The following is a 24,262-nucleotide window of genomic DNA, read 5'->3' as shown; positions in this document are numbered from 1 at the left end:
CTGGCGCTCCGGTCCTCAACGTGCTGAGCACGCATACTCTCGGCGAACCCCGGTCAGAGGTCGTCAGAGGTCAGCGGTGCGCCCGAGGCCTGCGGTGACATGCGTGTTGCTCCGTACGTTTCGCGCGGCAGAGAATGGCACTCCTTCCCTTGACATAAAAAATTTATAAAGAGTAACGTTTTCTTTCTCTTGATGAGCTGCAGTGCGCATGCTCACTTAGCACTCTTCGAGACAAGGGGGATCTCATGACCGTGAGGACGGTAAAGTTTCGGAATTCAGCTCTGGCTTTCATGGTGGTGTGCGGGTTGAGCGGCGGGCTGACCCTTGCAACTGGGACGGACGCTGCGGCGAAACGTCCGCAAGGAAAGTACAACCGGTCGTTCGCCGATTTCGCAGCGGGCTACTCCAACCCTCCGGCCGAAATCAGGTGCAGCTATCTGGAGAGCTGGCAGGGGTTCGACGTGGAGGAATACCTCTGCAACGGCCCCGTGGGCGGGCCGGCGGTGATGCTGCTGGATCAGATACTGGCGGGGAACAATGTGACTCCGAACCCGAACTACGACAACAAGAAGTGGGAGTATCTGGCCGCCCCGGACAAGTTCAAGTGCTCGACGTCCGCCGCGCCGGACAAGAGGACGACTGAGACGTACACGTGCACGTACAAGCACCAGCACGACGACGGGCACTGGTATACCCACAACGACCGCGACCTCAGCAAATCGGTGCTGTCCACAACTGACGCCGGTACCGACCTGTGGTACCTCCAGCACAAAACCATCCCGACGTCGTGAGCACCGCCACCCTCTTCATCAGCCACAGCAGCCAGGACCGCGTTGTGGCGCTGAGGGTGGCCGCCCGGCTCGCCGAAGCCGGATACCAGGGGATCTTCCTCGACATCGATCCCGAGGCGGGCATCCCGGCCGGGCGCTCCTGGGAGCGCGAACTGCACGCTCAGCTCCGCAGAGCCGACGCGGTGATCTATCTGGCGAGCGCAGCCTCCGCCGCCTCCCACTGGTGTTTCGCGGAGCTGAGCCACGCCCGCGCGCACGGCTCTCCCGTCTTTCCCGTCCGCCTCGACGATGCCCCACGCCTGCGCCTCCTCGAGGATGTGCAGTGGGTCGACCTTCGCGCGGGGGAATCCGCTCTCGACCGGCTGCTGAACGGGCTGCGCCGAACCGGGATCCATGCGTCCGGCTCCTTCGCCTGGGACGCAACCCGCTCTCCCTATCCGGGACTTGAGCCCTTCGCTCCGCAGGACGCCGCCGTCTTCTTCGGTCGCGAGCCGGAGACGGGGCGGCTCATGGAGCTGCTGCAACCGACCGTGCAGTACGGCTCGGGCCGTTTCGTAGCCGTCGTCGGGCCCTCCGGCAGCGGCAAGTCCTCCCTCCTGCACGCCGGTGTCCTGCCTCGGTTGAGCAACCACCGATGGGTGGTGCTGCCTCCCTTGCGCCCCGGGCGACAGCCGACCGCGGCGCTCGCCGACAGCCTGCACCAAGCCCTGGTCGGGCATGGCCTGCCTGCCGAAGGCGCCACCGCTGGGCGGCTGCTGGGCGAGGGTTCCGCCGCGCTCGTGGAGCTGGCGGGTGCCGTCGCACACGCAGAAGGGGCACTCTCCGCTCCCGGCCGCTCCGTGCTGCTGGTCATCGACCAGGCCGAGGAACTCCTCACCCTGACAGGCGTGGAGGAACAGAAGTCCTTCCTCCGCCTCCTGACCGGTGCGCTGGGAACCGGGAGCCCTCTGTGGGTACTGGCCACCGTGCGCTCCGAGTTCCTGACCACCAGCCCCGAGCGGGCCGGCCTGACCGAGGCCATCGACGATCCCCTCGTTCTCGAACCGCTCAGCCGCGACCGTCTGCCCGAGGTCATCGAACTCCCCGCCCGGCAGGCGGGCCTCGTCCTGGCCCCCGGTCTGACGGCACGGATGGTCGACGAGACAGTCGGCGGGGACGCCCTGTCGCTCCTGGCGTACACCCTGCGTGCGCTCTACGCGCGGGTGGGTCGCGAAGGCGTCGTGACGGTCGAGGACTACGAAGCTGTGGGAGGGGTCGAGGGAGCTCTGCGCCGCCGCGCCGACGCGCTCCGCGAGGAACTCACCCGGCGGGGGCAGGGCGAGGCCGTGCTGCCCGCGCTGCTCAGGCTCGTCACGGTCGACGGGGACAAAGAACCCTCCGCGAGACGAGTACCCGCTGCTCCGTTGAGTGCGGATGAACGCACCGTGATGAACGTGTTCGCAGAAGCACGCCTCCTCGTTCGCGGCGCCGTCCCCGGGCAGCAGCCCTCGTACGAAGTCGCCCACGAGGCACTGCTGCGGCGCTGGCCTCCGCTGCACGCCAAGATCGCGGAATCCCGCCACTTCCTGCGCCTGCGCTCGGAGCTGGAGCGGCTCGCCGCCGACTGGGAACGCGGCGCGTACGACGAGTCGTACCTGCTCAGGGGCGGCCGGCTCGGCACCTTCACGACCTGGTCCGCGGACCATCCGAAAGAACTCAGTCCCCTGGAGGAACGGTTCGTCGCCGAGAGCCGGAGCCTAGCCGAACGCGAACGCGTCCTCGCGACCCGGTCGCAACGCCGGCGACGCAGGCTCAAGGCCGGGCTCGTCGCCCTGCTGGTCCTCGCCCTCACCGCCGGGGCGCTGGCCTACATGAACAGCGAACGCGCCCAGTCCCGCGCCCGGCTCGCCCTGGCCGACCGGCTGGGCGCCCAGTCCGACGCGGCGGTGGGCAGCCGCCCCGCTGTCGCCGTCCTGGTCGGCCTGCAGAGCTTGAGCGTCGCGCACCAGGACCGCACAACGCCCCGGCCGCCCGGGGGACTCGTGACCGGCCTGGCCCGGCTCACCCACACATCCACGCTCCTGCCGCATCCCGACCGGGTCCAGGGCGTGGACTTCGCCCCGGACGGCACCACCCTCGCCACCTGCGGCTATGACGGAGCAGTGCATCTGTGGGACACCGCCGGCGGAGACGCCAAGGGGAAGCCGCTGCGAGTGCCTGGCGGCGCGGTCACGGACGTGGCGTTCGCCCCGGCCGGGACGACGCTGGCGACCGGCAGCGAGGACGGCACGATCCGCCTCTGGGACGTCCGCACGAGGCGCCTCATGGGGCGACCGCTCGTGGGACACCAGGGCCTGGCGGCGGACGTGGAGTTCCGCCCGGGCAGCCGCAGCCGCCTGCTGGCCTCAGCGGGATCCGACGGCACCGTCCGCCTCTGGGACGTGCGCACGCACCGCACGCAGGCGACCTTGCGGGCACACGACGACGCGGCAACCAGCGTCGCGTTCAGCCCCGACGGGCGGCTGCTCGCGACAGCCGGCTGGGACCGGACCGCCCGCCTGTGGAGCGTCGGCAAGGGCGCACCCCAGCAATTGCGGACCTTCACCGGTCACCGGGACTGGCTGCGCAGGGTGGCCTTCGCCCCCGACGGGGCGACCATCGCCACATCGAGCGCCGACGGCACCGCCCGGGTGTGGAACGTGCGGACGGGGCGACCCGAGAAGTGGCATCTGAGCGGTCACGGAAACGACGTCTGGTCAGTCGCCTACAGTCCTGACGGACGTCTTCTGGCTACCGCGGAGGGTGACGGCACGACCTGGCTGTGGAGCGCCCGCGACGGGACGCCGCGCGGCCAGGCCCTGGCCGGACACACCAACCTGGTCAATCAGGTGGACTTCGCTCCCGACAGCAAGCGGCTGGCCACGAGCAGTTGGGACAAGAGCGCCCGGCTGTGGAGCGTCGCCGAGTCGTACTCGGTCGCCCGGCCCCTCACCGGCCACCGCGCCGACGTGAACGCTGTGGCGTTCGACCGCGACAGCCGACTGCTGGCAACGGCCGGGGACGACGGGACCGTACGACTGTGGCGGACGGGAGCGGGCGAAGGCGCTCCCCGGATCCTGCGGGGCCACTCGGGTCCCGTCTACCGGGTGGCGTTCAGCCCGCGTGGAGACCTCATCGTCTCCGTGGGAGCGGACGGCACCGCCCGCCTGTGGAGATCTGCCTCGGGCAAGGCAGTACGGCGGATTACCGCGGGACGCAGCACCCAAGTGCGGGATGTCTCCTTCAGCCCGGACGGAAAGCAGTTCGCGACGGCCTCCATGGACTCGCGGGTGCGGATCTGGTCCACCGCCACCGGCCGGGCTGTCGGGAAACCACTCAGCGGGCATGACGAACCCGTCAACGGCGTCGCCTACGCCCCGCACGGGGCTCTCCTGGCCGACGTGTCCAACGACACCACCGGCCGACTCTGGAACGTACGCACCCGCACACCCCGAGGAGCCTCCTTGGAAGGGCACACCAACATCGTCAACGACGTCGCGTTCAGCCCGGACGGCCGGCTGGTGGCGACGGCGGGCGCCGACCTCACCGTACGGCTGTGGAACGTGCCTTCCGGTAGGTTGCGCGGCGCCCCCCTGACCGGCAGCACCGGCACGCTGGAGGATGTGGCCTTCAGCCCGGACGGCAGCCTGGTCGCGGGCGCCGGGGACGACGGCGCCGTGCGGATGTGGAACGTGCGTACCGGGCGAACGGCCGGATTCCCCCTCACCGGCCACCGGGGCGAGGTCTACGGAGTCGCGTTCAGCCCGGACGGCCGGTTCCTCGCCTCGGCGGGCGCCGACGGGACGGCTCGCCTGTGGGACCGCGATTTCACGGACTGGGTGGGCGCGTCCTGCCGTGTGGTCAACCGCAACCTGACGGCGGCGGAGTGGCGTCAGTACATCCCGCAGAAGCGTTACGAACGGACCTGTCCGAATCTGCCCGCCGGCCAGGGCGCTCCCCCGCACGCGCCGGCCGCCGACTACTGACCGGCCATGGCCACCCCATTCACCGACGAGACCACCGCGCGCGCCTGGGACCAGCAGAGCATCTGGTCCCAGGCCGCCGACCGGCTCAAGGCCTCCATCGACCGGGCCCGCGGGGCCGCCCTGCTGCTGGGCCTCGCCGGAGCCGTTCTCGGCATGGCCGCCTCACAAACGATGGACGCTCACCCCGCACCGGGAAAGACGCTGGCCTTCGCGGCGGCATCCGTGACAGGCCTCGCGCCTTTCGTGGCGCGCATCGCCGGCCCGGGCCCGGTACGCGACTGGATCCGTCTCCGCATGACCAGCGAGGCGATCAAGAGCGAGGTGTACGTCCGGCTCGCCGGCGTCACGCCCTACCGGGGCCCGGACGCCCCTCGTGTCCTCTACGAACGGCTGGAGGCGCTGCGCGTGGACGCGGCCCGGCTCGTGCCGTACACCGTCGGCCTGCGGCCTGTCGTCCGTGCGCTGCCCGCCGTGTCGGATGTCCCCACCTACATCGACAAATGGATCCGGCCGCAAATCGACACGTACTACGTGCCGCGCGCCGAGAAGATGGGGCGCCGGGTCACGGCGCTGCGCCGGGCCGAACTAGCCCTGGGCACGGCCGGTGTGCTGCTGGGGTCCTTCTCGGGCGCCTTCGGTGTGGAGCGCATCGCCGCGTGGGTGGCGATCGCCGCCACGGCCGGTACCGCACTCGGCGCGTATGCCCTGGCCGCCAACTATGCCTATCAGGAGATCGAGTTCGCGGCCACGGCCGATGCCCTGGGGCGCGCCTTGGAGCGTCGGCTCGTGGAGGACCGGCCGGGCCAGGCCGCGGACGACGCGTTCGTCGCGCACTGTGAGGCGGTGATCTCCACTCTGAACAAGGGCTGGATGGCCAAGTGGGCCGTCGAATGAGGGGGCACCTGATCCAGAACGTGTAGCGTCACCGCGGCCACCCGGAAGTGACCAACTCATCGGCCGGTCAGGGGCGATGGGGCGGTGGCCCGAGCATCGGGACGAGGAACTGCCTGGCCACCGCGCGCATCCGCTCGTCGTCGTCGAGATCGATGACATGACTGGGCACGACCAGGAACGACGTGCAGACGCGGACCATCATCTCGGCCACGACGTCCACGTCCACCTCGGCCGCCACCTGGCCGGCGCACTGCTCCTGGCGCAGCCGCTGGGCGACGAACTGCTGCACGACGAAGAGGGTGCGGCCGCCGTCACCGGTCATGGACGGGATGACGGTGTCCGGTTCGACGGTCATGAGGCCGCCGATGAGGCGGTTGTGCCGGATGGCGCGCAGGGAGCTCACGAACCCCACGACGACCCGGTCGGCAACGGTCCCGGCGGCCTGGATCTCGACGCTGAACTGGTCGAAGTAGCGCCGGAACTCACGCCGTACGACCTGCTCCACCAGCGCTTCCTTCGTGGCGAACCGGCGGTAGACGGTGATCCGGGCGACCCCCGCGATCCGCGCGACGTCGGCCATGGTGGACCGCTTGATCCCCATCCGGCAGAACTGCTCGAACGCGGCGTCGAGCAGTCGCGCCGCGACCTCGTCGTCCGGGTCGGCCTCCTCGACGGAGCCGACGGAGTCGCCGAACGCCAGCTCCAGCACCGAAGGTTCCACTTCCGCCTCCCAGATTCCGTGGAGCCTCTGGCGTTCACGCTGTGCCTGTGCTCCCCTGTTGATACAGAGATGCTTGACGTGTTTCATCGTACCAAACCGCCAACAGGTTGGACTCGAGGAGGAGTTCAGAGCGATGGACGGACTCGGTAGGCGCAAGATACTGATGGCCGGAGGGGCTCTGGGGGGCTTCGGGGCGCTCGGCGCGGTCGCACCGGCCCGTGCCAGGTCTCTGTGGACGTGGCCGCCGGGCGCCTCGGTCGCGGGCACGGGAGCCGGTGTCGACCCGGAGTGGGTCTGGGACGACGAGGCCGACCGGCTGGTCGCCGCCGTGATCGACCGTGGTGACGTACCCAGGGTCAACGAGCAGCTGCGCTCCTGGACCCGCAACGACCAGGCCCCGCCGGCCGGACTCCCCGACGACGTAAGGGAGTTCATGGCGCAGGCGAGTCGGCTGCCGGCCTGGGCGGACCGGACGAAGCTGGAGGCGGCGGCGGAGTTCAGCGAAGGCCGCAGCCTGTACCTCAACGTTCTCAACGGAATCGGCGGCGGCATGCTGAGCACCGCCATCCCGAGGGAGGCCCGCTCCGTCTACTACTCCAAGGGCGGAGCCGACATGGAGGACCGCGTCGCCAAAACGAGCCTGCTCGGCTTCGCCGTCGGCGATCTCAAGGCGTATCGGGCCGACGGGGACTGCGTCGTGCAGGCCGTGAAGACGCGGATGGTGCACGCGGCGGTACGGCATCTGCTGCCGAAGTCCCCCGCCTGGGCTCAGGTCAGCGGCGGCCAGAAGATCCCGATCAGCCAGGCCGACATCCTGGTGACCTGGCACAGCCTGGCCACGTACGCCATGCGGAAGCTGCTGGAGTGGAAGGTCCCGGTCACCTCCGCCGAGAAGGCGGCATACCTCCATGTGTGGCAGGTGACGGCGCACATGCTCGGGGTCCGCGACGAGTACATCCCGGTCAGTTGGGATGCGGCGAACGCCCAGTCGGAGCAGGTCCTCGACCCGATCCTGACCTCCACCAGGGAGGGCGTCGAGCTGACCGACATCCTGCTGGGCCAGCTCGCCGAACAGACCAGTCCGGGAAGCGTCGACCGCCCGCTCGTGAACGCGTTCGCCCGGTACCTGGTCGGCGACCGGGTCGCCGACATGGACCGGATTCCCGAGGAGCCGTTCTGGGAGAAGACGATCGAGCTCGTCTGGCCAAAGCTGGTCGCTTTCCGCGAGGGGCTGATCTCGCTTCCCCTGGTGCCGCCGCTCGCCTGGACGGTCGACGAGGCCGTGCGTCAGTACATCCTCTTCTACCTCACCAAGGGCAGGGGAACCCGCATCGAGATCCCCGACACCAACCGGCCCGGCTCCAACTGACCTCGCATCACCTGACCACCATTGACAAGGAGTTCAGACCAATGGACGAGCTGAGCAACGGATCGGACAACCGGTTCAGCAGACGCAAGATGCTCCTGGCGGGCGGAGCCCTCGGCGCCTTCGGTGCGCTGGGTGCGGCGGGCCCGGCAGCCGCCAGGCCCCTGTGGACCTGGTCGCCGAGCATGTCGGTGGCGGGCGCCGGAGCGGGGATCGACCCCGAGTGGGTGTGGGACGAGCAGGCCGACCCGGTCCTCGCCGCCGTGATCGACCGTGGCGACGTACCCAGGGTCAATGAGCTGCTGAAGCAGTGGACCCGCAACGACCAGCCCCTTCCCGGCGGACTCCCCGCGGACGTACGGGAGTTCATGGAGTCCGCCCGCCAGCTGCCCGCCTGGGCGGACACGGCGAAGCTCGACCGCGGCGCCCGGTTCAACACGACCAAAGGGATCTACGTCGGGGCGCTGTACGGCCTCGGCAGCGGCCTGATCAGCACCGCCATCCCCCGCGAGGCGCGCGCCGTGTACTACTCCAAGGGCGGCGCCGACATGAAGGACCGGGTCGCCAAGACGGCGAAACTCGGCTACGACATCGGGGACCTGGACGCCTACAAGCCCCAGGGCTCGATGATCGTGACCGCCGTGAAGACCCGGATGGTGCACGCGGCGGTACGGCATCTGCTGCCGAAGTCCCCGGGCTGGAGCCAGGTCAGCGACGGCCAGCAGATCCCCATCAGCCAGGCGGACATCATGGTGACCTGGCACAGCCTGGCCACGTTTGTCATGCGCAAGCTAAAAGACTGGGGGGTGCGGGTCCCCACGGCCGACGCGGACGCATATCTGCACGTATGGCAGGTGAGCGCGGCCATGCTCGGCGTCGACGACGAGTACATCCCGGCCAGTTGGGACGCGGCGCAGGCCCAGTCCAAGCAGGTACTCGACCCCGTCCTGGCCCACACGAAGGAGGGCGAGGCGCTCGCCGACGTCCTCCTCGACATCGTGGCCGAACTCGACGCCGGCCTCACCCGCCCCCTGATCAGCGCGTTCTCCCGGTACACGCTCAACGACAAGATCGGCGACATGATCGGCCTCTCCAGAGAGCCGATCCTGAAGCCACTGGTCGCGACCGCCTGGCCGCTCCTCGTCGCGTTCCGCGAGGGCCTGATATCGCTTCCGGGCATCCCGAGCGTGATGTGGACCCTGGAAGAGGCACTGCGCCGGTTCGTCCTGCTCTTCCTCGCCGAGGGGCAGCGGATCGCGATCAACATCCCGGACATGAACCGTCCTACGTGACCGGTACGTGCCAGGGGTGGCGATACGCAGCCGCCCCTGGCCGCCTCGTCCGCTTCTGCTCACCCCGCCCCAGCTCACCCGCCCCCACCCGTACGAGGAGCCGAGCCGCCCCCATGGACACACCGACCGGACCACCCCGCCCCGACCCGGGCCGACGCCGCTTCCTCGGCTACGTCCTCGCCGCGCCCACCCTGATGACCGCCGCCGAACTCCTCCCCGCCCGCCCGGCCGCGGCCGACGCTCCCACGGCCGGAACCACTCCGGCAGACCTCTCCGCGGAGCTCGGCTCCGCGGGTGGCCCCTCCGATGGCATCCCCTCCGCGGACATCACCGAACTGGCCGACCTCAACGACGTGCTGACCCTGGCGGCCCTGCCCACCTCCGGCCTCATCACGGTCCAGGTGAACGAGGACGGCACGGTCTCCTTCGCGCTGCCGCGGGTCGAGGTGGGCCAGGGCATCACCACCTCCACCGCCATGCTGATCGCCGAGGAGATGGACGTACCACTGGACCGGGTCCGGGTCACCCTGGCCGACGCACGCCCGGAGCTCCTCTTCAACCAGCTCACCGGCGCCTCCAACACCACCCTCTCGACCTATACGCCGATCAGGGTCGCCGCCGCTGTCGCCCGAGGACGCCTCCTGGAGGCCGCGGCGACCGAACTCAGAGCCGCCGTCACCGACCTCAGCCTCAAGGCGGGCGTCATCACCGGCCCCACGGGCAGGACCGTAGAGATCGGCAAGCTCGCCGAGAAGGCCGCGAGCGCACAGACGCGGGCGGTCACCGCCGACCTGAAGGAACCGGGCCGGTTCACCGTCATCGGCACACCGCGGGGCCGTATCGACGCCCGTGACGCGGTCACCGGACGCAAGAAGTTCACGATGGACCTCGCCGTCCCGGACGCCGCCCCCACCATGGTATGCCGGGCGCCGACACTCAACGGCACCGTCCGCTCCGTCGCCAACGCCGACGAGGTCCGCGCCATGCCCGGCGTCACGGACGTCGCGGTCGTCTCGACCGGCGTCGCGGTCCGCGCCCGGACCTTCGGCCAGTGCATCGACGCCGTACGCGCGCTGCGCGTGTCCTGGAAGCCGGGCACCGCCGAAGGCAAATCCGACGCGACCGTCCTCAAAGAGCTCCGGGCCGCCGAACTCCCCATGGGCCTGCCGCCGTTGACGCCGAGCGTGGACGCGACGTTCACCTTCCACTTCCGCGGCAACAGCGCTCTGGAGACCAACTGCGCCATCGCCGACGTACGCAACGACCGGGCCGAGATCTGGTCCAGCCTCAAGGCGCCGATCGTCGCCCGGGAGATGATCGCCGCGCGGCTCAAGCTGCCCCTCGGCGCGGTGACCGTGCACGTCACCGAAGGCGGCGGCTCCTTCGGGCGCAAACTCTTCTTCGACGCCGCCCTGGAAGCCGCCGAGATCTCGCAGAAGATCGGCAAGCCCGTCAAGCTCATGTGGCACCGAGCCGACGACACCCGTCAGGGACGCGTCCACCCCATGGCCACCTCACGCGTCCGCATCGCCCACCTCGGCCCCACCGTCCTCGGCTACACCCAACGCCACACCAGCGTCGCCACCGACCTCGGCCACGGCTTCGGCGAGCTCCTCACCGCCATGGCCGCGAAACTGCCCGTCGCCGATCTCACCTTCTCCGAGACGTTCTTCCAGCTCTCGCAGTCGATGCCCTACAACGTCGGCGTCTACAGCCGCCTGCTGAACGAGACCGACAAGAGTTTCAACACGGGGAGCATGCGCAACGTCTACTCCCCCGACGTGACCTGCGCCCGCGAGCTCCTCATCGATCAGCTGGCGGCCAAGACAGGCCAGGACGCCTATCGCTTCCGGCTCGACCGCCTCAAGGACGCCCGGTCGAAGGCCGTCCTGGAGAAAGTCGCCGAGGCCGGGCAGTGGGGCCGGCCGATGCCGGACGGCACGGCCCAGGGCATCGCGCTCCACTCCGAGTACCACGCCACCAGTGCGGTCCTGGTGGAGATCGACTGCCGCCCCGAGACGGTCGACCGCCCCATCCGGGACGGAGTCGCGGGCCCCCGGGTCACCAAGGCGGTCTGCTCGGTGGATGTCGGCCTGGCCGTGAACCCCCGGGGTCTGGAGGCCCAGATGATGGGCTGCCTCATGGACGGCATCGCCCAGACCCTGACCTCCAGCCTGCACCTGCGCGACGGGTACTTCCTGGAGGCCAGCTGGGACAACTACTTCTACACGCGGCAGTGGAACACACCGCCCGAGCTGGAGATCATCGTCATGCCGCCCACCACCGACAAGCCGGGCGGCGCCGGCGAACTCGGCGTCGCCGCGTCGATGGCCGCGGTCGCCTGCGCCTACGGCCGCGCCACCGGCTCCATGCCCACCTCCTTCCCCATCAACCACGCCACGCTCTCCTTCACCCCCAAGCCGACCGTCCCGCCCGTCCCCGCCTCCCCCGCCGACGGCCTCGACCACGCAATCTGAGGCGCGCCCTCCAGCAAGGAGCCCCCATGCCCGAGCACACCTTCCGCCTCAACGGCGAACAGGTCACCGTCGAAGTCGCCGAGGACGTAAGGCTGTTGTGGGTACTCCGCGACATCCTGGGCGTCACCGGCCCCAAGTACGGCTGCGGCATCAACGTCTGCAAGGCATGCACCAGTCACCTCAACGGCAGAGCGGTCAACCCCTGCTCGATCCCGGTCGGAGCGCTACGGCCGACCGACGAGGTCACCACGATCGAAGGCCTCGCGGACACGGTCGACACCGACCTGCACCCGATGCAACAGGCCTGGCTCGACCACGACGTGGCCCAGTGCGGCTACTGCCAGCCCGGCCAGATCATGGCCGCCGTGGCCGTGGTCCGCCGTGCGTCCGAGGAGGGACGCGCGATCACCGACGCGGACCTCGACGGCATTCGCAACATCTGCCGCTGCGGCACCTACTTCCGCATACGCGAAGCCATCAGAACCGGTGCGGCACAGATGCGGAAGATGTAGAGGTCATGCCCGCCGGGCGCCGTCGCGGTCGAGCAGTTCGAAAACACCCGTCCTGTCGACGGACCGGCCGTTCCACGTCTCCACGAGACGACGGTGCTCCTCAGCGGAGATGCGCCCGTCGCCGTCAGCATCGACTCCACCCGCACTCCGAGTTCGGTTCCGGGCGCCGCCGCCGACAGGTGCCTCCAGCGGGCGACAAGCGCCCGGAAGTCATCCCCGCGCAGATAACCGTCGCCGTCCGCGCTGAACGCGGCGAACATCCCCCTGAGCTTGCGCTCCTGAAACGCACTGGCCACGAGCAGCCTCCTTCTATGCAGCCGCCGCTTATTGATCGCCCCTCATCGCCGTAGGCGACGGCGGGAGATCAACAACGTTAGGACGGCAAGCACCCACTGCCCAAGGAACAACTCGGCGCCGGCCTGGTGGAGTTCGTCATCTCCTGAGGTGCGCCCCCGGCACGTTCCGTCCCCGGCACATCTCCCTCAGAAGGAGCCCTCGATGATCCACGACCACCGACGCCCCCGCACCCGCGTCCGAAGGACCGGACGCCCCGGGGCGGGGCACACCGGCCGCCCGCCCCGGGCAGGAGCTACCTGGCGATGACGACGAACACAGCCAGAATGACGACGACGACTGCGGCGAGCGCGAGGAACGGCCCCATGGGTGTCTTGTGCTCGATGCGGTCACGGCGCTGCTCGACCTGCACTTTGATCTCTTCGTTGTTGCGGTACATAGCGGCTCCCCGTGTTGGTGACAACTCCGGCTCTCTGTACTGCTTTGCGCACTGAACAACAAGCAGTGACCACACTGTTCCATGCAGTTGCTTGTGCTCGAAGGGTCTTGAGCAAGAACTGAGCTGGGGCAACCGCGGGAGTACAGCCGACCGCGGGAGCTGCGCAGCGCAGCGCCCTGCGCAGCTCCCGGTCGCTCCTAGGAGGTGGCGGCCTTTGCCAGGATGTGGGCGAGTTCTCGGGGGCGGGTGGCCATAGGCCAGTGGCCCGAGTCGAGGTCTACGTACTCGAGGTGGGCAGCGCGGGAAAGATCAGAGCTTTCACCGGCGGCGATCCACTCCTTGGCCTGGGCGGGGGTGAACTCGGGGCAGACGACCACGACGGGGACATCGAAGCGGTGCTCGTCGGTCAGGCGCACGACTCCCTTGGCGACCGCCTCGGGAACAGGAACGGCGGCGGCCGCGAAGCGATCCCGGGCCTGCTGGTCCAGGTCAGCGGCGTCCGCGCCCTCGAAAGGACTCCAGCCGGGGAAGAGCATGACGCCGTCCTCGACCGCGAAGTAATCGGCGTAGGCACACCCGTCGGCGGCGGGGAAGCCACCGATCAGGGCGACCTTGGCCACCTTCTCCGGTCGTGCGTCGGCGGCCAGCCAGGCCAGGGTCGCTGCCGCGGAATGCCCTACCACCAGAGGTTTTCCGGGCGCCGCGTCAACCGCGGCAACTACGGTCGCCAGCTGGTCGTCGAGCGTCGCGGAGGCGGCGCCGTCGCCCTGACCCGGGAGTGTGAGCGCCACGGGGTGGTGGCCGAGCGCGGCAAGTTCGGGCACGACGTCGTCCCATGCGGTTCCGTCGAGCCACAAGCCGGCGATGAGCAGGATGTCCACGGTGGTTCTCCCGGGAGAGGAGTTGCATTTGTTTGTCGGCACGCTACCGGGAGGGTCTGACACCGGCCCCCGGACTCCGGTCAGAGGGGAGCCGGTCGAAGGTCAATCCTCATGCCTCATGCCTCATGCCTCACGGTCCCGGGCGGGCAGGTGGATCGAGGCGAGTTTGGCCGGGTCGACGACGATGTGGATGCCGGCGATGCGGCCTTCGCGGACCGTGAAGGCGATGAGGGAGAGAGGTGTTCCGTCGGGGCTCCAGGACATGTGGCCGGGGACGCCGTTGACCAGCACAGGCCGTTGGCGGGCGACCTCGCCGGAGAACATGCGGGCGCCGGCGGCGACTTTGGTGGCGCCGAGGGTGACGACCACGCCGTCGGAGGTGTCGACGGTCAGCTTCACATTCGGGTCGAGGACACGCAGGAGCGCTTCGAAGTCGCCGCTGAGGGCGGCGGCGCCGAATGCCTGGACGACCTCGCGGTGCTCGCGGCCGGCGCCCGCCGGCCGGTCCTTGGCCTGGATTTTGCGGCGGGCACGACTGGCGACCATCTTCGTGGCGTCGGTGGATCTGCCCAGGATCTGGCCGATGTCCTGGAACGGGACCGCGAACATGTCGTGCAGGACGAACGCCAGGCGTTCGCTCGGGGTGAGCGAGTCGAGCACGATGAGCAGGGCGAGGCCGACCGAATCGGCCAGCGCCACCTGCTCATCCGGTGTGGGGCCGTCGTCGGCGGTCACCACGAGGTGTCCGAACTCCTCCTCGTAGTCCGTTTCGGGGCGGGCTCGGCGGGATCGCAGGAGGTCCAGGCTGATGCGGCCGACCACGGTGGTCAGCCAGCCCGCCAGATTGCCGATGGTCGCCTCGTCCTGGCGGACCAGGCGCATCCAGGCTTCCTGGACCACGTCCTCGGCATCGGCGTGCGAGCCCAGCACGCGGTACGCGACGGCGCGCAACCGGTCGCGCTGGGCTTCGAACGCCTCGGCCACGTGGCCGGACGGGTGGGCGGTCACAGCTTTCGCTGCTGACGGAGCGAGACCCGGTTGCCGTCCGGGTCCACCGCCTCGACGCGGACCCCGAACGCGTAGTCCACGGGCTCGGGCTCTTCGAAGACGACGCCGCGCCGGCGCATGATCTCGAAATCCTTCCGCAAGTCCTCGGATTCGAGGATCAGCGGACCGGGCGCGCCCGCGCCGCCCGGCTGTCCCGCGGCCGGCGCATGCGACCACAGAACGATCTGCACCGGGCTGCCGGGCACGCCGACCGTGAGGAAGCGTCCGTCGGGTCCCGGGAAGTCGAGCCGCTTTTCCAGGCCCAGTCCCTCGGCGTAGAACTCCAGCGCGCGGTCCTGATCAGTGACGTAGACCGTCACGTACATGATGTTGGTCAGCATCCGGTTCCCGATCCATTCGTAGGTGCGACGCCCGTTCGTATTCGGCCGTCACACCCCTGACGAATGCCGAGCCGGGAAGGTAACAGGGCCGTCCGTCCGGTCAGCCTGCCACTCCGGCCCCCAGGCACGGCAGTCGCGCAGCCGATCTTCTGTCGCGCGGGGCCATGACGCGGTCGAGGTCCGCGAGTTCGCCGACCGGCTCGACGGTCACCTTGCGCCGGTCGACGGGATCGGGGACGCGGCGCACGTAATTCCGAGCTCGGGCACTCACCACCAACTGGCGGCGCCGCGATCTTGCGGCGCACGGTCGTGCATCTGTCACAGCCGAGGCGCCGGGCATGGTGCAACGTCCCGCGGGTGCGCAGTACGTGGACCAGCCGATGGAGCGGTAGGCCCAGCAGCCGCCTGGCAGTCCTCTCTTCGGCGTAAAGGAGCCCCGCCCCATAACGTTCGACTCCGCCCGGCCTCCTCCCCCGAACAGCAAGGACTGGACCGACGGACAACCCGGGCGGCCCGGACGTGCGGTGAAGCGGCATCGGGCGCGGCCGCGCGCACGGGTATGGACAGCGCGCAAGGGGAACAGGGAACAGCACCAAGCTCTTCAAGAGGGAGCTCAAGAATGACAACGCCTACGCCAGAATGTGTCGTGCTCGACATCCCCCAGGGACTGCGGCTGGATCTCCTGGGCCTCATCGTCGAAGTCGGCCAGGTCCGGATCGTCGCCGACCGGGCCGGCCTGCTCGGCAACCTCATAGCCTCGTTGACATGCGGTGGCGGCGCGGCCGCCGCGCAGAGTCTGGAAGCCCTGGCCCAGATGCTGCGAGCCCAAGAAGCGACCGCCGACTCCGCCGGCCAGTCGTAGCCCCACAGCACTGCCCGCGAAGACCCTTCAACAACAGCCGATACCGTCGCGGCGAACAGCGGACGGACCCGACTGCTGCCTTTAGCTCGGCCGGACCAACATATTGACAACACTGCCGTCGGTGTCCGCCGCCGTCGCCTCGGCGAGCGCCGGGTCCACGGCGGCGGGCACCTCGATCGTCAGGCGCGGGACCAGCGTTGGTTGTTGCCGTTCGAGCAGGAGTAGAGCTGGATCAGGGTGCCGTTGGCGGTGCCGCTGCCGACGGCGTCGAGGCAGAGGCCGGACTGGACGCCGACGATGGATCCGTCGGAGTTGAGGCGCCATTTCTGGTTGTCGGCGCCCCAGCAGCTGTAGATCTGGACTTTGGCCCCGTTACCGGTGCCTGCGGCGTCCAGGCACTTGTTGCCGTAAACCTGAAGCTCACCGGCGTCGGTGTACGTCCACTGCTGGTTGGTGGCGCTGTGGCAGTCCCAGAGCTGGACCTGGGTGCCGTCGGTGGTGCTGGAGCTGGGCACGTCCAGGCAGCGGCCCGAGCCGACGCCCTTGATCTGTCCGCCGTCCGCAGGGGGCGTAGTGGTACCGCCGTTGAGTGCGCTGAGGACAGAGGTGTACGCGGACTTCTTGCTGCCGTCGTTGTTGAACAGCAGCGGCGTGTCCTGCGACCGCCAGGAGTCGCTGTCGCGCACACCCCAGACGGTGATGCCGAGGCAGCGCGCGACGGCCAGGCAGTCGTTGGTCACGTTGGCGTAGGTGGTGGGCGAGGCGCCCTGGATGTCGAGTTCGGTGATGGCCACGTCGACGCCGAGGGCGGCGAAGTTCTGCAGGGTGGTGCGGAAGTTGCTGTTGTAGGGGCTGCCGCTGTTGAAGTGCGACTGGAAGCCGACGCAGTCGATCGGCACGCCGCGCTGCTTGAAGTCCTTGACCATGTTGTACATGGCCTGCGTCTTGGCCCAGGTCCAGTTCTCGACGTTGTAGTCGTTGTAACAGAGCTTGGCGGCCGGGTCGGCGGCGCGCGCGGCGCGGAAGGCCACCTCGATCCAGTCGTTGCCGGAGCGCTGCAGGTTGGAGTCGCGCCGGGCACCCGAACTGCCGTCCGCGAAGGCCTCGTTCACGACGTCCCACTGCGCGATCTTGCCCTTGTAGTGGCCCATCACGCCGTTGATGTGGTCGGTCATGGCCTGGCGCAGGGTGCTGCCGCTGAGGCCCTGCATCCAGCTGGGCTGCTGGGAGTGCCAGGCCAGGGTGTGGCCGCGCACCTTTTTGCCGTTCTGCACCGCCCAGTTGTAGACGCGGTCACCGGCGGAGAAGTTGAACTGACCCCGCTGCGGTTCGGTGGCGTCTATCTTCATCTCGTTCTCGGCCGTCACCATGTTGAACTCACGGCCGGCGATCGACGTGTACGCCGAGTCGCCGAGCTTGCCCGAGGCGATGGCGGTGCCGAAGTAGCGGCCGCTCTGCGCCGCCGCGGCGCCCAGCGTGCTCTCGGCGGCGTGTGCGGTCGGCGGCGCTACCAGTGCGACGACCGCGCCGAGGACGCCGACGAGCAGCGCCACCAGCACATCGCGCCTCCTGCGGCGGACAACGGGTCTGGGAAGGGCGTACGAGCCCATGGCTGTGCCTCCAATGTAGAAATCACGCGGACGGGCCGGGCTGGAAACTGGGCAGCACGCATGCACTGCTGCGAATTGCACCGGGCCGAAACCGGGTGGTGCAGGTGCTTCGGTGTGCGGATCTGTCGTGCAGCCGTGGGTGGACCTGTCATGCAGCTGTGGGTGGACCTGTCGTGCTGCACAGATTGCCCGGCCAACACCGTTCGGCTTATCGAACGGTGGCCGGTTCTTCAGACAGGGATGATCGAGGGGTTGACGGTGACTCGTCAACACTCTTCGCAGAATAAGTTTCGACCGTAGGCCCGAAACTGCGAAACCCCGCATGCCGAGGCGGAGGAGATTGTTCGGCGGAGGTGACCTCCCGTTAAGCCCGCGAAGGAGGCACTGTTTGCGGCCAGAGCAGTATGAGGCCTTGACCTGAGGGGCTGACATTCCTAGCTTGTGGCGTCAAAGAAACCGGAATCTTTCCGAAAGTTTTCGTACTGGCCCGTCCCCGATGGGCCGCTCCGCGGTTCATCCGGGTCCGCTCGCTCCCGCCCCCAAGGAGTTCTCCGATGTGGGTTCGCCACCCGTCCCCGATCCGTCCAAGACGCCTGCTCGCTCTCCTCGCACCCTTATTGCTCGTGGTCGCCTTCCTCGGCGCAGAGCCCGCTCGCGCGGCGACCGTGGACCCCAACGCCTCGTACGTGCTGGTCAACCGCAACAGCGGAAAGGCCCTTGACGTCTACAACATGGCGACCAGCGACGGCGCCCGCCTCACCCAATGGACCAGGAACGACCAGAGTCAGCAGCAGTGGCAGTTCGTCGATTCCGGGGACGGCTACTACCGCATCAAGTCCCGTCTCTCGGGCAAAGTGCTGGACGTCTACAACTGGTCCACAGCCAACGGCGGCTCGGTCGTCCAGTGGACCGACCTGAACGCCACCAACCAACAGTGGCGGCTGGCCGACAGTTCGGACGGCTACGTACGGCTCATATCACGCCACAGCAACAAGGCCCTCGAAGTACAGGGCGCCTCCACCGCCGACAGCGCGAACATCGTCCAGTACGACGACTGGGGCGGCACCAACCAGCAGTGGAAGCTCGTCAAGGTCGGCGGCGACGACGGCAACGCGTGCGATCTTCCATCGACGTACCGCTGGACATCGACGGGCGCGCTGGCGCAACCCAAGTCGGGTTGGGTCTCGCTCAAGGACTTCACCGTCGTCCCCTACAACGGCAAGCAGCTCGTGTATGCGACGACGCACGACACGGGGACGAGTTGGGGTTCGATGAACTTCAACCTGTTCACCAACTGGTCGGAGATGGCCTCGGCCGGCCAGAACACGATGTCGAGCTCCACCGTCGCGCCCACGCTCTTCTACTTCGCGCCGAAGAACATCTGGGTGCTCACCTACCAGTGGGGCGGGACCGCCTTCTCGTACCGGACGTCGAGCGACCCGACCAACCCGAACGGCTGGTCGTCCCCGCAGGTGCTCTTCTCCGGGAGCATCTCCGGCTCCGGAACGGGCCCCATCGACCAGACGCTCATCGGTGACGGGACGAACATGTACCTGTTCTTCGCCGGTGACAACGGCAAGATCTACCGGGCCAGTATGCCGATCGGGAACTTCCCGGGCAGCTTCGGTACGACCTCGACCGTCGTCATGAGCGATACGACCAACAACCTGTTCGAAGCCCCGCAGGTCTACAAGCTGCAGGGCCAGAACCGCTACCTCATGATCGTCGAGGCGATCGGCTCGCAGGGCCGCTACTTCCGCTCGTTCACGGCCACCAGCCTGAACGGCTCATGGACACCGCAGGCCGCCACCGAGAGCAATCCCTTCGCGGGCAAGGCCAACAGTGGCGCCACCTGGACCAATGACATCAGCCATGGCGAGCTCCTCCGGACCAGCGCGGACCAGACCATGACCGTCGATCCCTGCAATCTCCAACTCCTCTACCAGGGGCGCAGCCCCAACTCGGGCGGCGACTACGGGCTTCTGCCCTACCGTCCGGGCCTGCTGACACTGCAGCGCTGACATCTCGGACGGCCCGGCATCCGAACGGGTAAAACTGCCCGGCGTGACGGTCACGCTGCGCCGGGCAGTGCGCAGGTCCCGGCGTAGGAGATCCGGTCCGGACCCAAGCCCCCCCCGGGTGACGGGCCGTCCTAGTGCGTGACGATCACCCGTCCGGTGGTGCCAGGGTGGCGCACTCCCAGCCGGCGCCCGGTCGCGGCGTGACGCCGGTCCACCGGAGATACCGTCCTCTCAGCGCCGGTGCTGGGCGGCCATCCACTGCCAGATGTGCCTTCCGTCGATGCGGGGATCGTTGCGGGCAACGTAGATCCACGAGAAGTGGCCGAGGAACTGGTAGTCGTTCCAGACGACGTGGTCGTAGAGCGTCATCAGCGATCCGGGGATCACATCGTGCGCGTGGACGGTGTTGGCCTGCGGGTCCACGACGGGGTCGTCCGCGGAGGTGACGAGCCAGCTGGGGGTGCTGATCCGGGCCAGCTCGCTGTCGGGAAGCAGCGGTGCGCCCCCGGGCGGGAAGGCCGTGACGATGCCGCAGATCGGCACGGAAGCGGCGAACAAGGTGGGATAGACGGTGGTCATCTTCATGCTCATGTAGCCACCGTTGCTACAGCCGGCCACGTAGATCCGGTCGCGGTCGATGCGGTTCCTGCGCACGACGTCGTCGATGATCTCGTGGATGAGGGGGGCGAAGCGGGGGCCGTCCTCCATCCAATAGGAGGTGCTCTGCGGGGCGACCACATAGGCGCCGTCGAAGATGCGCTGCGCCTGCGGGGTGGCGAAGCCCAGTGCGCCGCGGTTGGCCCGCAGCGTGACCTCGTTGTCGTAGTAGTGGTTCGGCAGTGAGGCGCCCTCGCCCCCGCCGTGCAGCCAGACGATCAGCGGCCTCTTGTCCCGCCGGGAGGAATGGGACTCGGCGGGTGAGAACAGCCGGTACTTCATTCCCGAGCCGGAGGTGTGGGAGCTGAACGCGTCCACCTCGGGGTCCGAGAGCCGGGGGTTCTGCACGAAGTTCTTGATGACGATCGATCGGTGCTTGCGCGAGGCGATCGGGGCATGCTGCGTGAGGGTGTAGGCGAGGTCGAGCATCACGTTGCGGCCCTCGTCCGCGAGGTAGCCGAGCGTACCGCCCCCCAACTGGCCCTCGCCATAGCCGAGTTCGAGCACGATGTTGCCACGGTTGTCGAGCCGGGCGGCGGTCACCGTGCGGTCGAGGTCGTACTCGCCGCCGATGCTCTCGCCGGCCGCGAGGGGGAACGGACTGCTGGCCTTGGCGTGCACGCCGAAGGTGGCGGTCGTCAGGCCGGCCGGGTCGATCGGTCCGAGCCGGGCCGTCTCGAGGGTGATCGAGGTGACCTGTTCACCGCCGTCGAGCACTTGGGCGTTCAGGGTGAATCTCACGCCGGCGGGCGCACCGTTGTCGGCGTACGCGGCGACGCCGGGCAGGGACAGCCCGGCGGCGCCGCCCGCGCCGGCGGCCAGAACGGTGCGACGGTTGATACGTGTTGCCATACGGACTCCCTATGGGGTGCGAAGGCTTCATCGACTCCTGTACGCCCAACACTGCGCTGATGCATCGGAGTTGACCCTGACCCACCACGTACAGGATGAGGTGAGGAGGTGTCATGGGCAGGACATGTCTGGGTGTCACCAGCATGCTAACGGCGTCGCCGCGTAGCGGACAGGTGCGGCGGAGCCAACGTCGCCCCGACCCGCGCCGCCGTCTCCCGCAGCCAGATGTGCGCGGCGTCGTGCGTATGCACCGGATGCCACCACAGGGCTTCCTGCAACGGAACGGCCTCGTAGGGAGGCTCCACGACCCGGACCGGGGCGAGGGGCGCGAGCAGCCGGGCGAGCCGTGCCTGGACCATGGCGATGCGCCGGGTGCCGGCCACGAGGAGCGGCAGGAGCTGGAAGCTGTCGACGGACACCTCCACGCGTGGCTCCACGCCGAGCATGCCGAGCTGGCGGACGGCCGGTGCGTCGTAGGTCCGCTGATAGGTGACCCAGGGCAGGTCCGCCAGGTCCTGGCGGGTGAGCCGGTCCGGGACGCTCGGGTGGTCGTCGGAGACCACGAAGACCCATCGGTCGTCGTAGAGGTCGGTGGCGGGGAAGTCGCTGATGACGCCGTGCGGCATGAGCAGTCCGTCGACCGCGCTGAGCAGGGTGGCGGTGTCCTCGACCACGGTCGTCGGGGTCTGCGCGAAGCGCAGCCGGATGCCAGGGGCCTCCTCGTGCACCACGCGGGCGAGTTCGGCGCCGAAAACGGACACGGCGTAGTCCGAGGCCACCAGCTTGAACTCACGGCTTTCCTTGGCCGGGTCGAACTCGGCCTGGCTGGAGAAGAGGCGCTCGAGAACGTCGTAGGCGGTGGAGGTGCGGTCGAGGAGGACCTGCCCGAGGGCGGTCAGTTCGTAGTGGCCCCCGACGCGGGCGAGCAGCTCGTCGTCGAAGTGGCGGCGCAGCCGGGCCAGGGCCGCGCTCATCGCGGGCTGGCTCAGGCCGACGCGCTGACCGGCACGGGTGACGTTGCGCTCCTCCAGCAGGGCACGCAGCGCGACGACGAGGTTGAGATCCAGGCGGGCCAGATTCACGGACTTTCCCTTGCTGTGCGGCGTCGGTCGGCGCTGACCAGTGGAAATTTACCCGACGGATGACTTACATCCACGCAATCTATTTCCCTGATCGCGGGTGGCGGGTCCAGATTGGACCCACCGCAATCTGGAGGACATGTCCGTGAAACCTGCTCCCGTATCCGCGCCCTTCGCCGGCCCCTTCGCCCTGGCGACGCTCTCGTCCCCGGACGGTCCCGCGTTCCCCGCCCTGGTCACGCCCGACGAGCACGTCGTCGACCTGCGCGGCGCCATGAAGGACGCGAACCTGACCGTCCGCCGCCTCCTCGAGGACTGGCCCGCGGTACTGCCGAGGCTGCGGGCGCTGGCCGATGACGCGTCCTTGGAGCGCGCGCCGCTGGCGGGGTTCCGCGTGCACGCCCCGGTCGAGCCGCGCCAGGTGTTCCAGTCCGGCGCCAACTACCGCCGGCACGTCATCGATCTGCACGTCGCCCACCGCGCGCCCGGTGACGACCGCCCGGAGGACGAGCGCCGCGCCGAGGCCGCCGAGATCATGGACCGGAGGGCCAAGGAAGACCTGCCGTACGTCTTCATCGGCCTGCCGAGCGCCATCACCGGCCCCTACGACGATGTCGTACTCCCCGCGTGGGCCGAGAAGCCGGACTGGGAACTGGAGTTGACGGCCGTGATCGGTCGCCCGGCGCACCGCGTCTCCGTCGAGGAGGCACTGGAGTACGTCGCCGGGTACACGATCGCCAACGACCTCACCGACCGGGCCACCGTCTTCCGCCGCGACATGCCGCAGATCGGCACCGACTGGCTGCGCAGCAAGAACGCGCCGGGTTTCACCCCGCTCGGCCCGTGGATCGTGCCCGCCGAGTCGATCGCCGACCCCGACGATCTGCGCCTGGTCCTCAAGCTGAACGACGAGACCATGCAGGACGAGTCCACCCAGGACATGATCTTCAATGTGGCCCGCATGGTGTCCTACGCCTCGCAGAGCGCTCAACTCCTCCCCGGCGACCTGGTGTTGACCGGCTCCCCCGCCGGGAACGGCATGCACTGGGGACGCCTGCTGCGTGGCGGTGACGTGATGGACGGTTCCATCACCGGGCTCGGCGCACAGCGCACCCGGTGCCTGGCGGAGGTGACGCCGTGACCCTGGACCGCACGGACCCGGAAGGGAGCATCGCGCAGGCCGCCGAGGCGTACTCGAACTGGGGCCGATGGGGCGCCGATGACGTGCTCGGCACCCTCAACTTCCTCGACGAGGCCAAGCGCCGCGAGGGCGCCGCGCTCGTACGACGCGGGGTCAGTTTCTCCCTCTCCCAGCGCTTCGACATGGAAGGACCGCAGAAGGGCTGGCGGCGACGCACCAACCCGGTGCACACCATGCTCGACACCGGCACCGACGCCGCCCTCGGCAACCAGGGCTTCCCGCACGGTCTCGGTGGCGCCGACGACGTCATCGCGATGCCCCTGCAGTGTTCCACCCAGTGGGACGGGCTCGGCCACATCTTCGACCACGGCAAGGCGTGGAACGGGCGTCCTGCCGAACAGGTCGTCACCTCCGACGGTGACCTCGTCACCGGCATCGAACACATGGCCCCGTACGTCGCCGGGCGCGCCGTCCTTCTCGACGTGGGCCGCGTCGTGGGCGAGGACGGTGAACTGCCGGACGGCTTCCCGATCACCGAGGCACACCTGACCGCGACGGCCGAGGCACACCGGCTGACCATCGGACGCGGCGACATCGTCCTCGTGCGCACGGGCCGGCTGGCCCGCGCCCGGCGTGAAGGCTGGGGCGAGTACGCGGGCGGCCCCGCGCCCGGCCTCTCCTTCACCTCGGCGGGCTGGCTGCACCGCACCGAGATCGCCGCGATCGCCACGGACACCTGGGGCTTCGAGGTCCGCCCGAACGAGTTCGAGCACGCCTTCCAGCCGCTGCACCAGGTCGCGATCCCCAACATGGGTCTGCTGATCGGCGAGATGTGGGACCTGGACGCGCTCGCCGCCGACTGCGCGGACGACGGCGTGTACGACTTCTGGCTCACCGCCGCTCCCCTGCCCATCACCGGAGCCGTCGGTTCACCCGTGAACCCGATCGCCGTCAAGTAGTCCCCAACTTCCGCCAGCAGCA

The 24,262-nt window shown here is 69.0% G+C and carries 20 protein-coding genes; 11 read left to right on the top strand and 9 right to left on the bottom strand.

From position 1 onward, the window contains the following. Positions 1–245 precede the first annotated feature (245 nt). Genes ABD366_RS32710 through ABD366_RS32700 form a run of 3 tightly spaced genes read left to right on the top strand, consistent with a single transcriptional unit; the run spans position 246 to position 5,689 of the window. A complete protein-coding gene (locus ABD366_RS32710) occupies positions 246–791 on the top strand; it encodes a hypothetical protein (RefSeq protein ID WP_324770902.1) in 546 nt (181 codons plus the stop codon). After that, positions 788–4,795, top strand: a complete 4,008-nt coding sequence (locus ABD366_RS32705; RefSeq protein WP_324770903.1) for an nSTAND1 domain-containing NTPase — start codon at positions 788–790, stop codon at positions 4,793–4,795. Before ABD366_RS32710 ends, ABD366_RS32705 begins: the two co-directional genes overlap by 4 nt. Positions 4,796–4,801: 6 nt before the next feature. Then, positions 4,802–5,689 carry a DUF4231 domain-containing protein gene (locus ABD366_RS32700; protein WP_324770904.1) on the top strand — a complete coding sequence of 296 codons (888 nt, stop codon included), beginning with the start codon at positions 4,802–4,804 and terminating at the stop codon, positions 5,687–5,689. Between the two features lie 67 nt (positions 5,690–5,756). Here ABD366_RS32700 and ABD366_RS32695 read toward each other — a convergent pair whose 3' ends face one another. Then, positions 5,757–6,410 carry a TetR/AcrR family transcriptional regulator gene (locus tag ABD366_RS32695; RefSeq protein ID WP_324770905.1) on the bottom strand — a complete coding sequence of 218 codons (654 nt, stop codon included), beginning with the start codon at positions 6,408–6,410 and terminating at the stop codon, positions 5,757–5,759. A 133-nt stretch (positions 6,411–6,543) separates the two neighbouring features. Here ABD366_RS32695 and ABD366_RS32690 point away from each other — a divergent pair, with 133 nt between their 5' ends. The 4 genes from ABD366_RS32690 to ABD366_RS32675 all read left to right on the top strand — a co-directional run bounded on the left by ABD366_RS32690 (position 6,544) and on the right by ABD366_RS32675 (position 12,057). Then, complete coding sequence (locus ABD366_RS32690; protein ID WP_324770906.1) at positions 6,544–7,779, top strand: oxygenase MpaB family protein; 1,236 nt, start codon at positions 6,544–6,546, stop codon at positions 7,777–7,779. A 41-nt stretch (positions 7,780–7,820) separates the two neighbouring features. Continuing rightward, positions 7,821–9,068, top strand: coding sequence for an oxygenase MpaB family protein (locus ABD366_RS32685; protein ID WP_324770907.1), 1,248 nt, complete (start codon positions 7,821–7,823; stop codon positions 9,066–9,068). Between the two features lie 113 nt (positions 9,069–9,181). Continuing rightward, a complete protein-coding gene (locus ABD366_RS32680) occupies positions 9,182–11,545 on the top strand; it encodes a molybdopterin cofactor-binding domain-containing protein (RefSeq protein WP_324770909.1) in 2,364 nt (787 codons plus the stop codon). 26 nt (positions 11,546–11,571) lie between these two features. Continuing rightward, the gene (locus tag ABD366_RS32675) at positions 11,572–12,057 is read left to right on the top strand and encodes a (2Fe-2S)-binding protein (protein ID WP_324770910.1); all 486 of its coding nucleotides are present in this window, start codon (positions 11,572–11,574) and stop codon (positions 12,055–12,057) included. Positions 12,058–12,646: 589 nt separating this feature from the next. On the opposite strand, the gene ABD366_RS32670 is transcribed toward ABD366_RS32675, so the two are convergent. The 5 genes from ABD366_RS32670 to ABD366_RS32650 form a co-directional block, all read right to left on the bottom strand. After that, positions 12,647–12,790 (bottom strand): hypothetical protein, encoded by a 144-nt coding sequence (locus tag ABD366_RS32670; protein WP_324770911.1) that lies wholly within the window; start codon positions 12,788–12,790, stop codon positions 12,647–12,649. 197 nt (positions 12,791–12,987) lie between these two features. After that, a complete protein-coding gene (locus ABD366_RS32665; RefSeq protein ID WP_324770912.1) occupies positions 12,988–13,671 on the bottom strand; it encodes an alpha/beta fold hydrolase in 684 nt (227 codons plus the stop codon). A gap of 123 nt (positions 13,672–13,794) precedes the next feature. Then, positions 13,795–14,679: a sigma-70 family RNA polymerase sigma factor gene (locus ABD366_RS32660; protein WP_324770913.1), complete on the bottom strand. Its 885-nt coding sequence runs from the start codon at positions 14,677–14,679 to the stop codon at positions 13,795–13,797. Continuing rightward, positions 14,676–15,059 (bottom strand): VOC family protein, encoded by a 384-nt coding sequence (locus tag ABD366_RS32655; protein WP_324770915.1) that lies wholly within the window; start codon positions 15,057–15,059, stop codon positions 14,676–14,678. Before ABD366_RS32655 ends, ABD366_RS32660 begins: the two co-directional genes overlap by 4 nt. A 100-nt stretch (positions 15,060–15,159) precedes the next feature. Then, positions 15,160–15,306 (bottom strand): hypothetical protein, encoded by a 147-nt coding sequence (locus tag ABD366_RS32650; RefSeq protein ID WP_324770917.1) that lies wholly within the window; start codon positions 15,304–15,306, stop codon positions 15,160–15,162. A 372-nt stretch (positions 15,307–15,678) separates the two neighbouring features. Here ABD366_RS32650 and ABD366_RS32645 point away from each other — a divergent pair, with 372 nt between their 5' ends. Next, positions 15,679–15,921, top strand: a complete 243-nt coding sequence (locus tag ABD366_RS32645; RefSeq protein ID WP_324770918.1) for a hypothetical protein — start codon at positions 15,679–15,681, stop codon at positions 15,919–15,921. Between the two features lie 179 nt (positions 15,922–16,100). On the opposite strand, the gene ABD366_RS32640 is transcribed toward ABD366_RS32645, so the two are convergent. Further along, positions 16,101–17,531: an endo-1,4-beta-xylanase gene (locus ABD366_RS32640; protein ID WP_324770919.1), complete on the bottom strand. Its 1,431-nt coding sequence runs from the start codon at positions 17,529–17,531 to the stop codon at positions 16,101–16,103. 554 nt (positions 17,532–18,085) lie between these two features. Between ABD366_RS32640 and ABD366_RS32635 the strand changes: the two genes are divergently transcribed. Then, positions 18,086–19,552, top strand: a complete 1,467-nt coding sequence (locus ABD366_RS32635) for a non-reducing end alpha-L-arabinofuranosidase family hydrolase (RefSeq protein WP_324770920.1) — start codon at positions 18,086–18,088, stop codon at positions 19,550–19,552. A 231-nt stretch (positions 19,553–19,783) separates the two neighbouring features. On the opposite strand, the gene ABD366_RS32630 is transcribed toward ABD366_RS32635, so the two are convergent. Together ABD366_RS32630 and ABD366_RS32625 are read right to left on the bottom strand one after the other, a co-directional pair. Continuing rightward, complete coding sequence (locus ABD366_RS32630) at positions 19,784–21,061, bottom strand: carboxylesterase family protein (RefSeq protein ID WP_324770922.1); 1,278 nt, start codon at positions 21,059–21,061, stop codon at positions 19,784–19,786. 146 nt (positions 21,062–21,207) lie between these two features. After that, positions 21,208–22,143, bottom strand: a complete 936-nt coding sequence (locus ABD366_RS32625) for a LysR family transcriptional regulator (protein ID WP_324770924.1) — start codon at positions 22,141–22,143, stop codon at positions 21,208–21,210. A 136-nt stretch (positions 22,144–22,279) separates the two neighbouring features. Here ABD366_RS32625 and ABD366_RS32620 point away from each other — a divergent pair, with 136 nt between their 5' ends. Continuing rightward, positions 22,280–23,281 carry a fumarylacetoacetate hydrolase family protein gene (locus ABD366_RS32620; protein ID WP_324770925.1) on the top strand — a complete coding sequence of 334 codons (1,002 nt, stop codon included), beginning with the start codon at positions 22,280–22,282 and terminating at the stop codon, positions 23,279–23,281. Next, positions 23,278–24,240 (top strand): cyclase family protein, encoded by a 963-nt coding sequence (locus tag ABD366_RS32615; RefSeq protein WP_324770926.1) that lies wholly within the window; start codon positions 23,278–23,280, stop codon positions 24,238–24,240. Before ABD366_RS32620 ends, ABD366_RS32615 begins: the two co-directional genes overlap by 4 nt. The last annotated feature ends 22 nt before the right edge of the window (positions 24,241–24,262 follow it).

This window comes from Streptomyces kunmingensis (genome assembly GCF_039533535.1).
Lineage (GTDB): Bacteria > Actinomycetota > Actinomycetes > Streptomycetales > Streptomycetaceae > Streptomyces > Streptomyces kunmingensis.
This window is presented reverse-complemented; position numbering and strand designations above follow the sequence as displayed.

Bases quoted from the DNA above. Each gene is read 5' to 3' on its own strand.
- ABD366_RS32710 (WP_324770902.1), top strand. From the start codon at position 246: ATGACCGTGAGGACGGTAAAGTTTCGGAATTCAGCTCTGGCTTTCATG.
- ABD366_RS32700 (WP_324770904.1), top strand. From the start codon at position 4,802: ATGGCCACCCCATTCACCGACGAGACCACCGCGCGCGCCTGGGACCAG.
- ABD366_RS32690 (WP_324770906.1), top strand. From the start codon at position 6,544: ATGGACGGACTCGGTAGGCGCAAGATACTGATGGCCGGAGGGGCTCTG.
- ABD366_RS32685 (WP_324770907.1), top strand. From the start codon at position 7,821: ATGGACGAGCTGAGCAACGGATCGGACAACCGGTTCAGCAGACGCAAG.
- ABD366_RS32680 (WP_324770909.1), top strand. From the start codon at position 9,182: ATGGACACACCGACCGGACCACCCCGCCCCGACCCGGGCCGACGCCGC.
- ABD366_RS32675 (WP_324770910.1), top strand. From the start codon at position 11,572: ATGCCCGAGCACACCTTCCGCCTCAACGGCGAACAGGTCACCGTCGAA.
- ABD366_RS32670 (WP_324770911.1), bottom strand. From the start codon at position 12,790: ATGTACCGCAACAACGAAGAGATCAAAGTGCAGGTCGAGCAGCGCCGT.
- ABD366_RS32655 (WP_324770915.1), bottom strand. From the start codon at position 15,059: ATGCTGACCAACATCATGTACGTGACGGTCTACGTCACTGATCAGGAC.
- ABD366_RS32645 (WP_324770918.1), top strand. From the start codon at position 15,679: ATGACAACGCCTACGCCAGAATGTGTCGTGCTCGACATCCCCCAGGGA.
- ABD366_RS32640 (WP_324770919.1), bottom strand. From the start codon at position 17,531: ATGGGCTCGTACGCCCTTCCCAGACCCGTTGTCCGCCGCAGGAGGCGC.
- ABD366_RS32635 (WP_324770920.1), top strand. From the start codon at position 18,086: ATGTGGGTTCGCCACCCGTCCCCGATCCGTCCAAGACGCCTGCTCGCT.
- ABD366_RS32630 (WP_324770922.1), bottom strand. From the start codon at position 21,061: ATGGCAACACGTATCAACCGTCGCACCGTTCTGGCCGCCGGCGCGGGC.
- ABD366_RS32620 (WP_324770925.1), top strand. From the start codon at position 22,280: ATGTCCGTGAAACCTGCTCCCGTATCCGCGCCCTTCGCCGGCCCCTTC.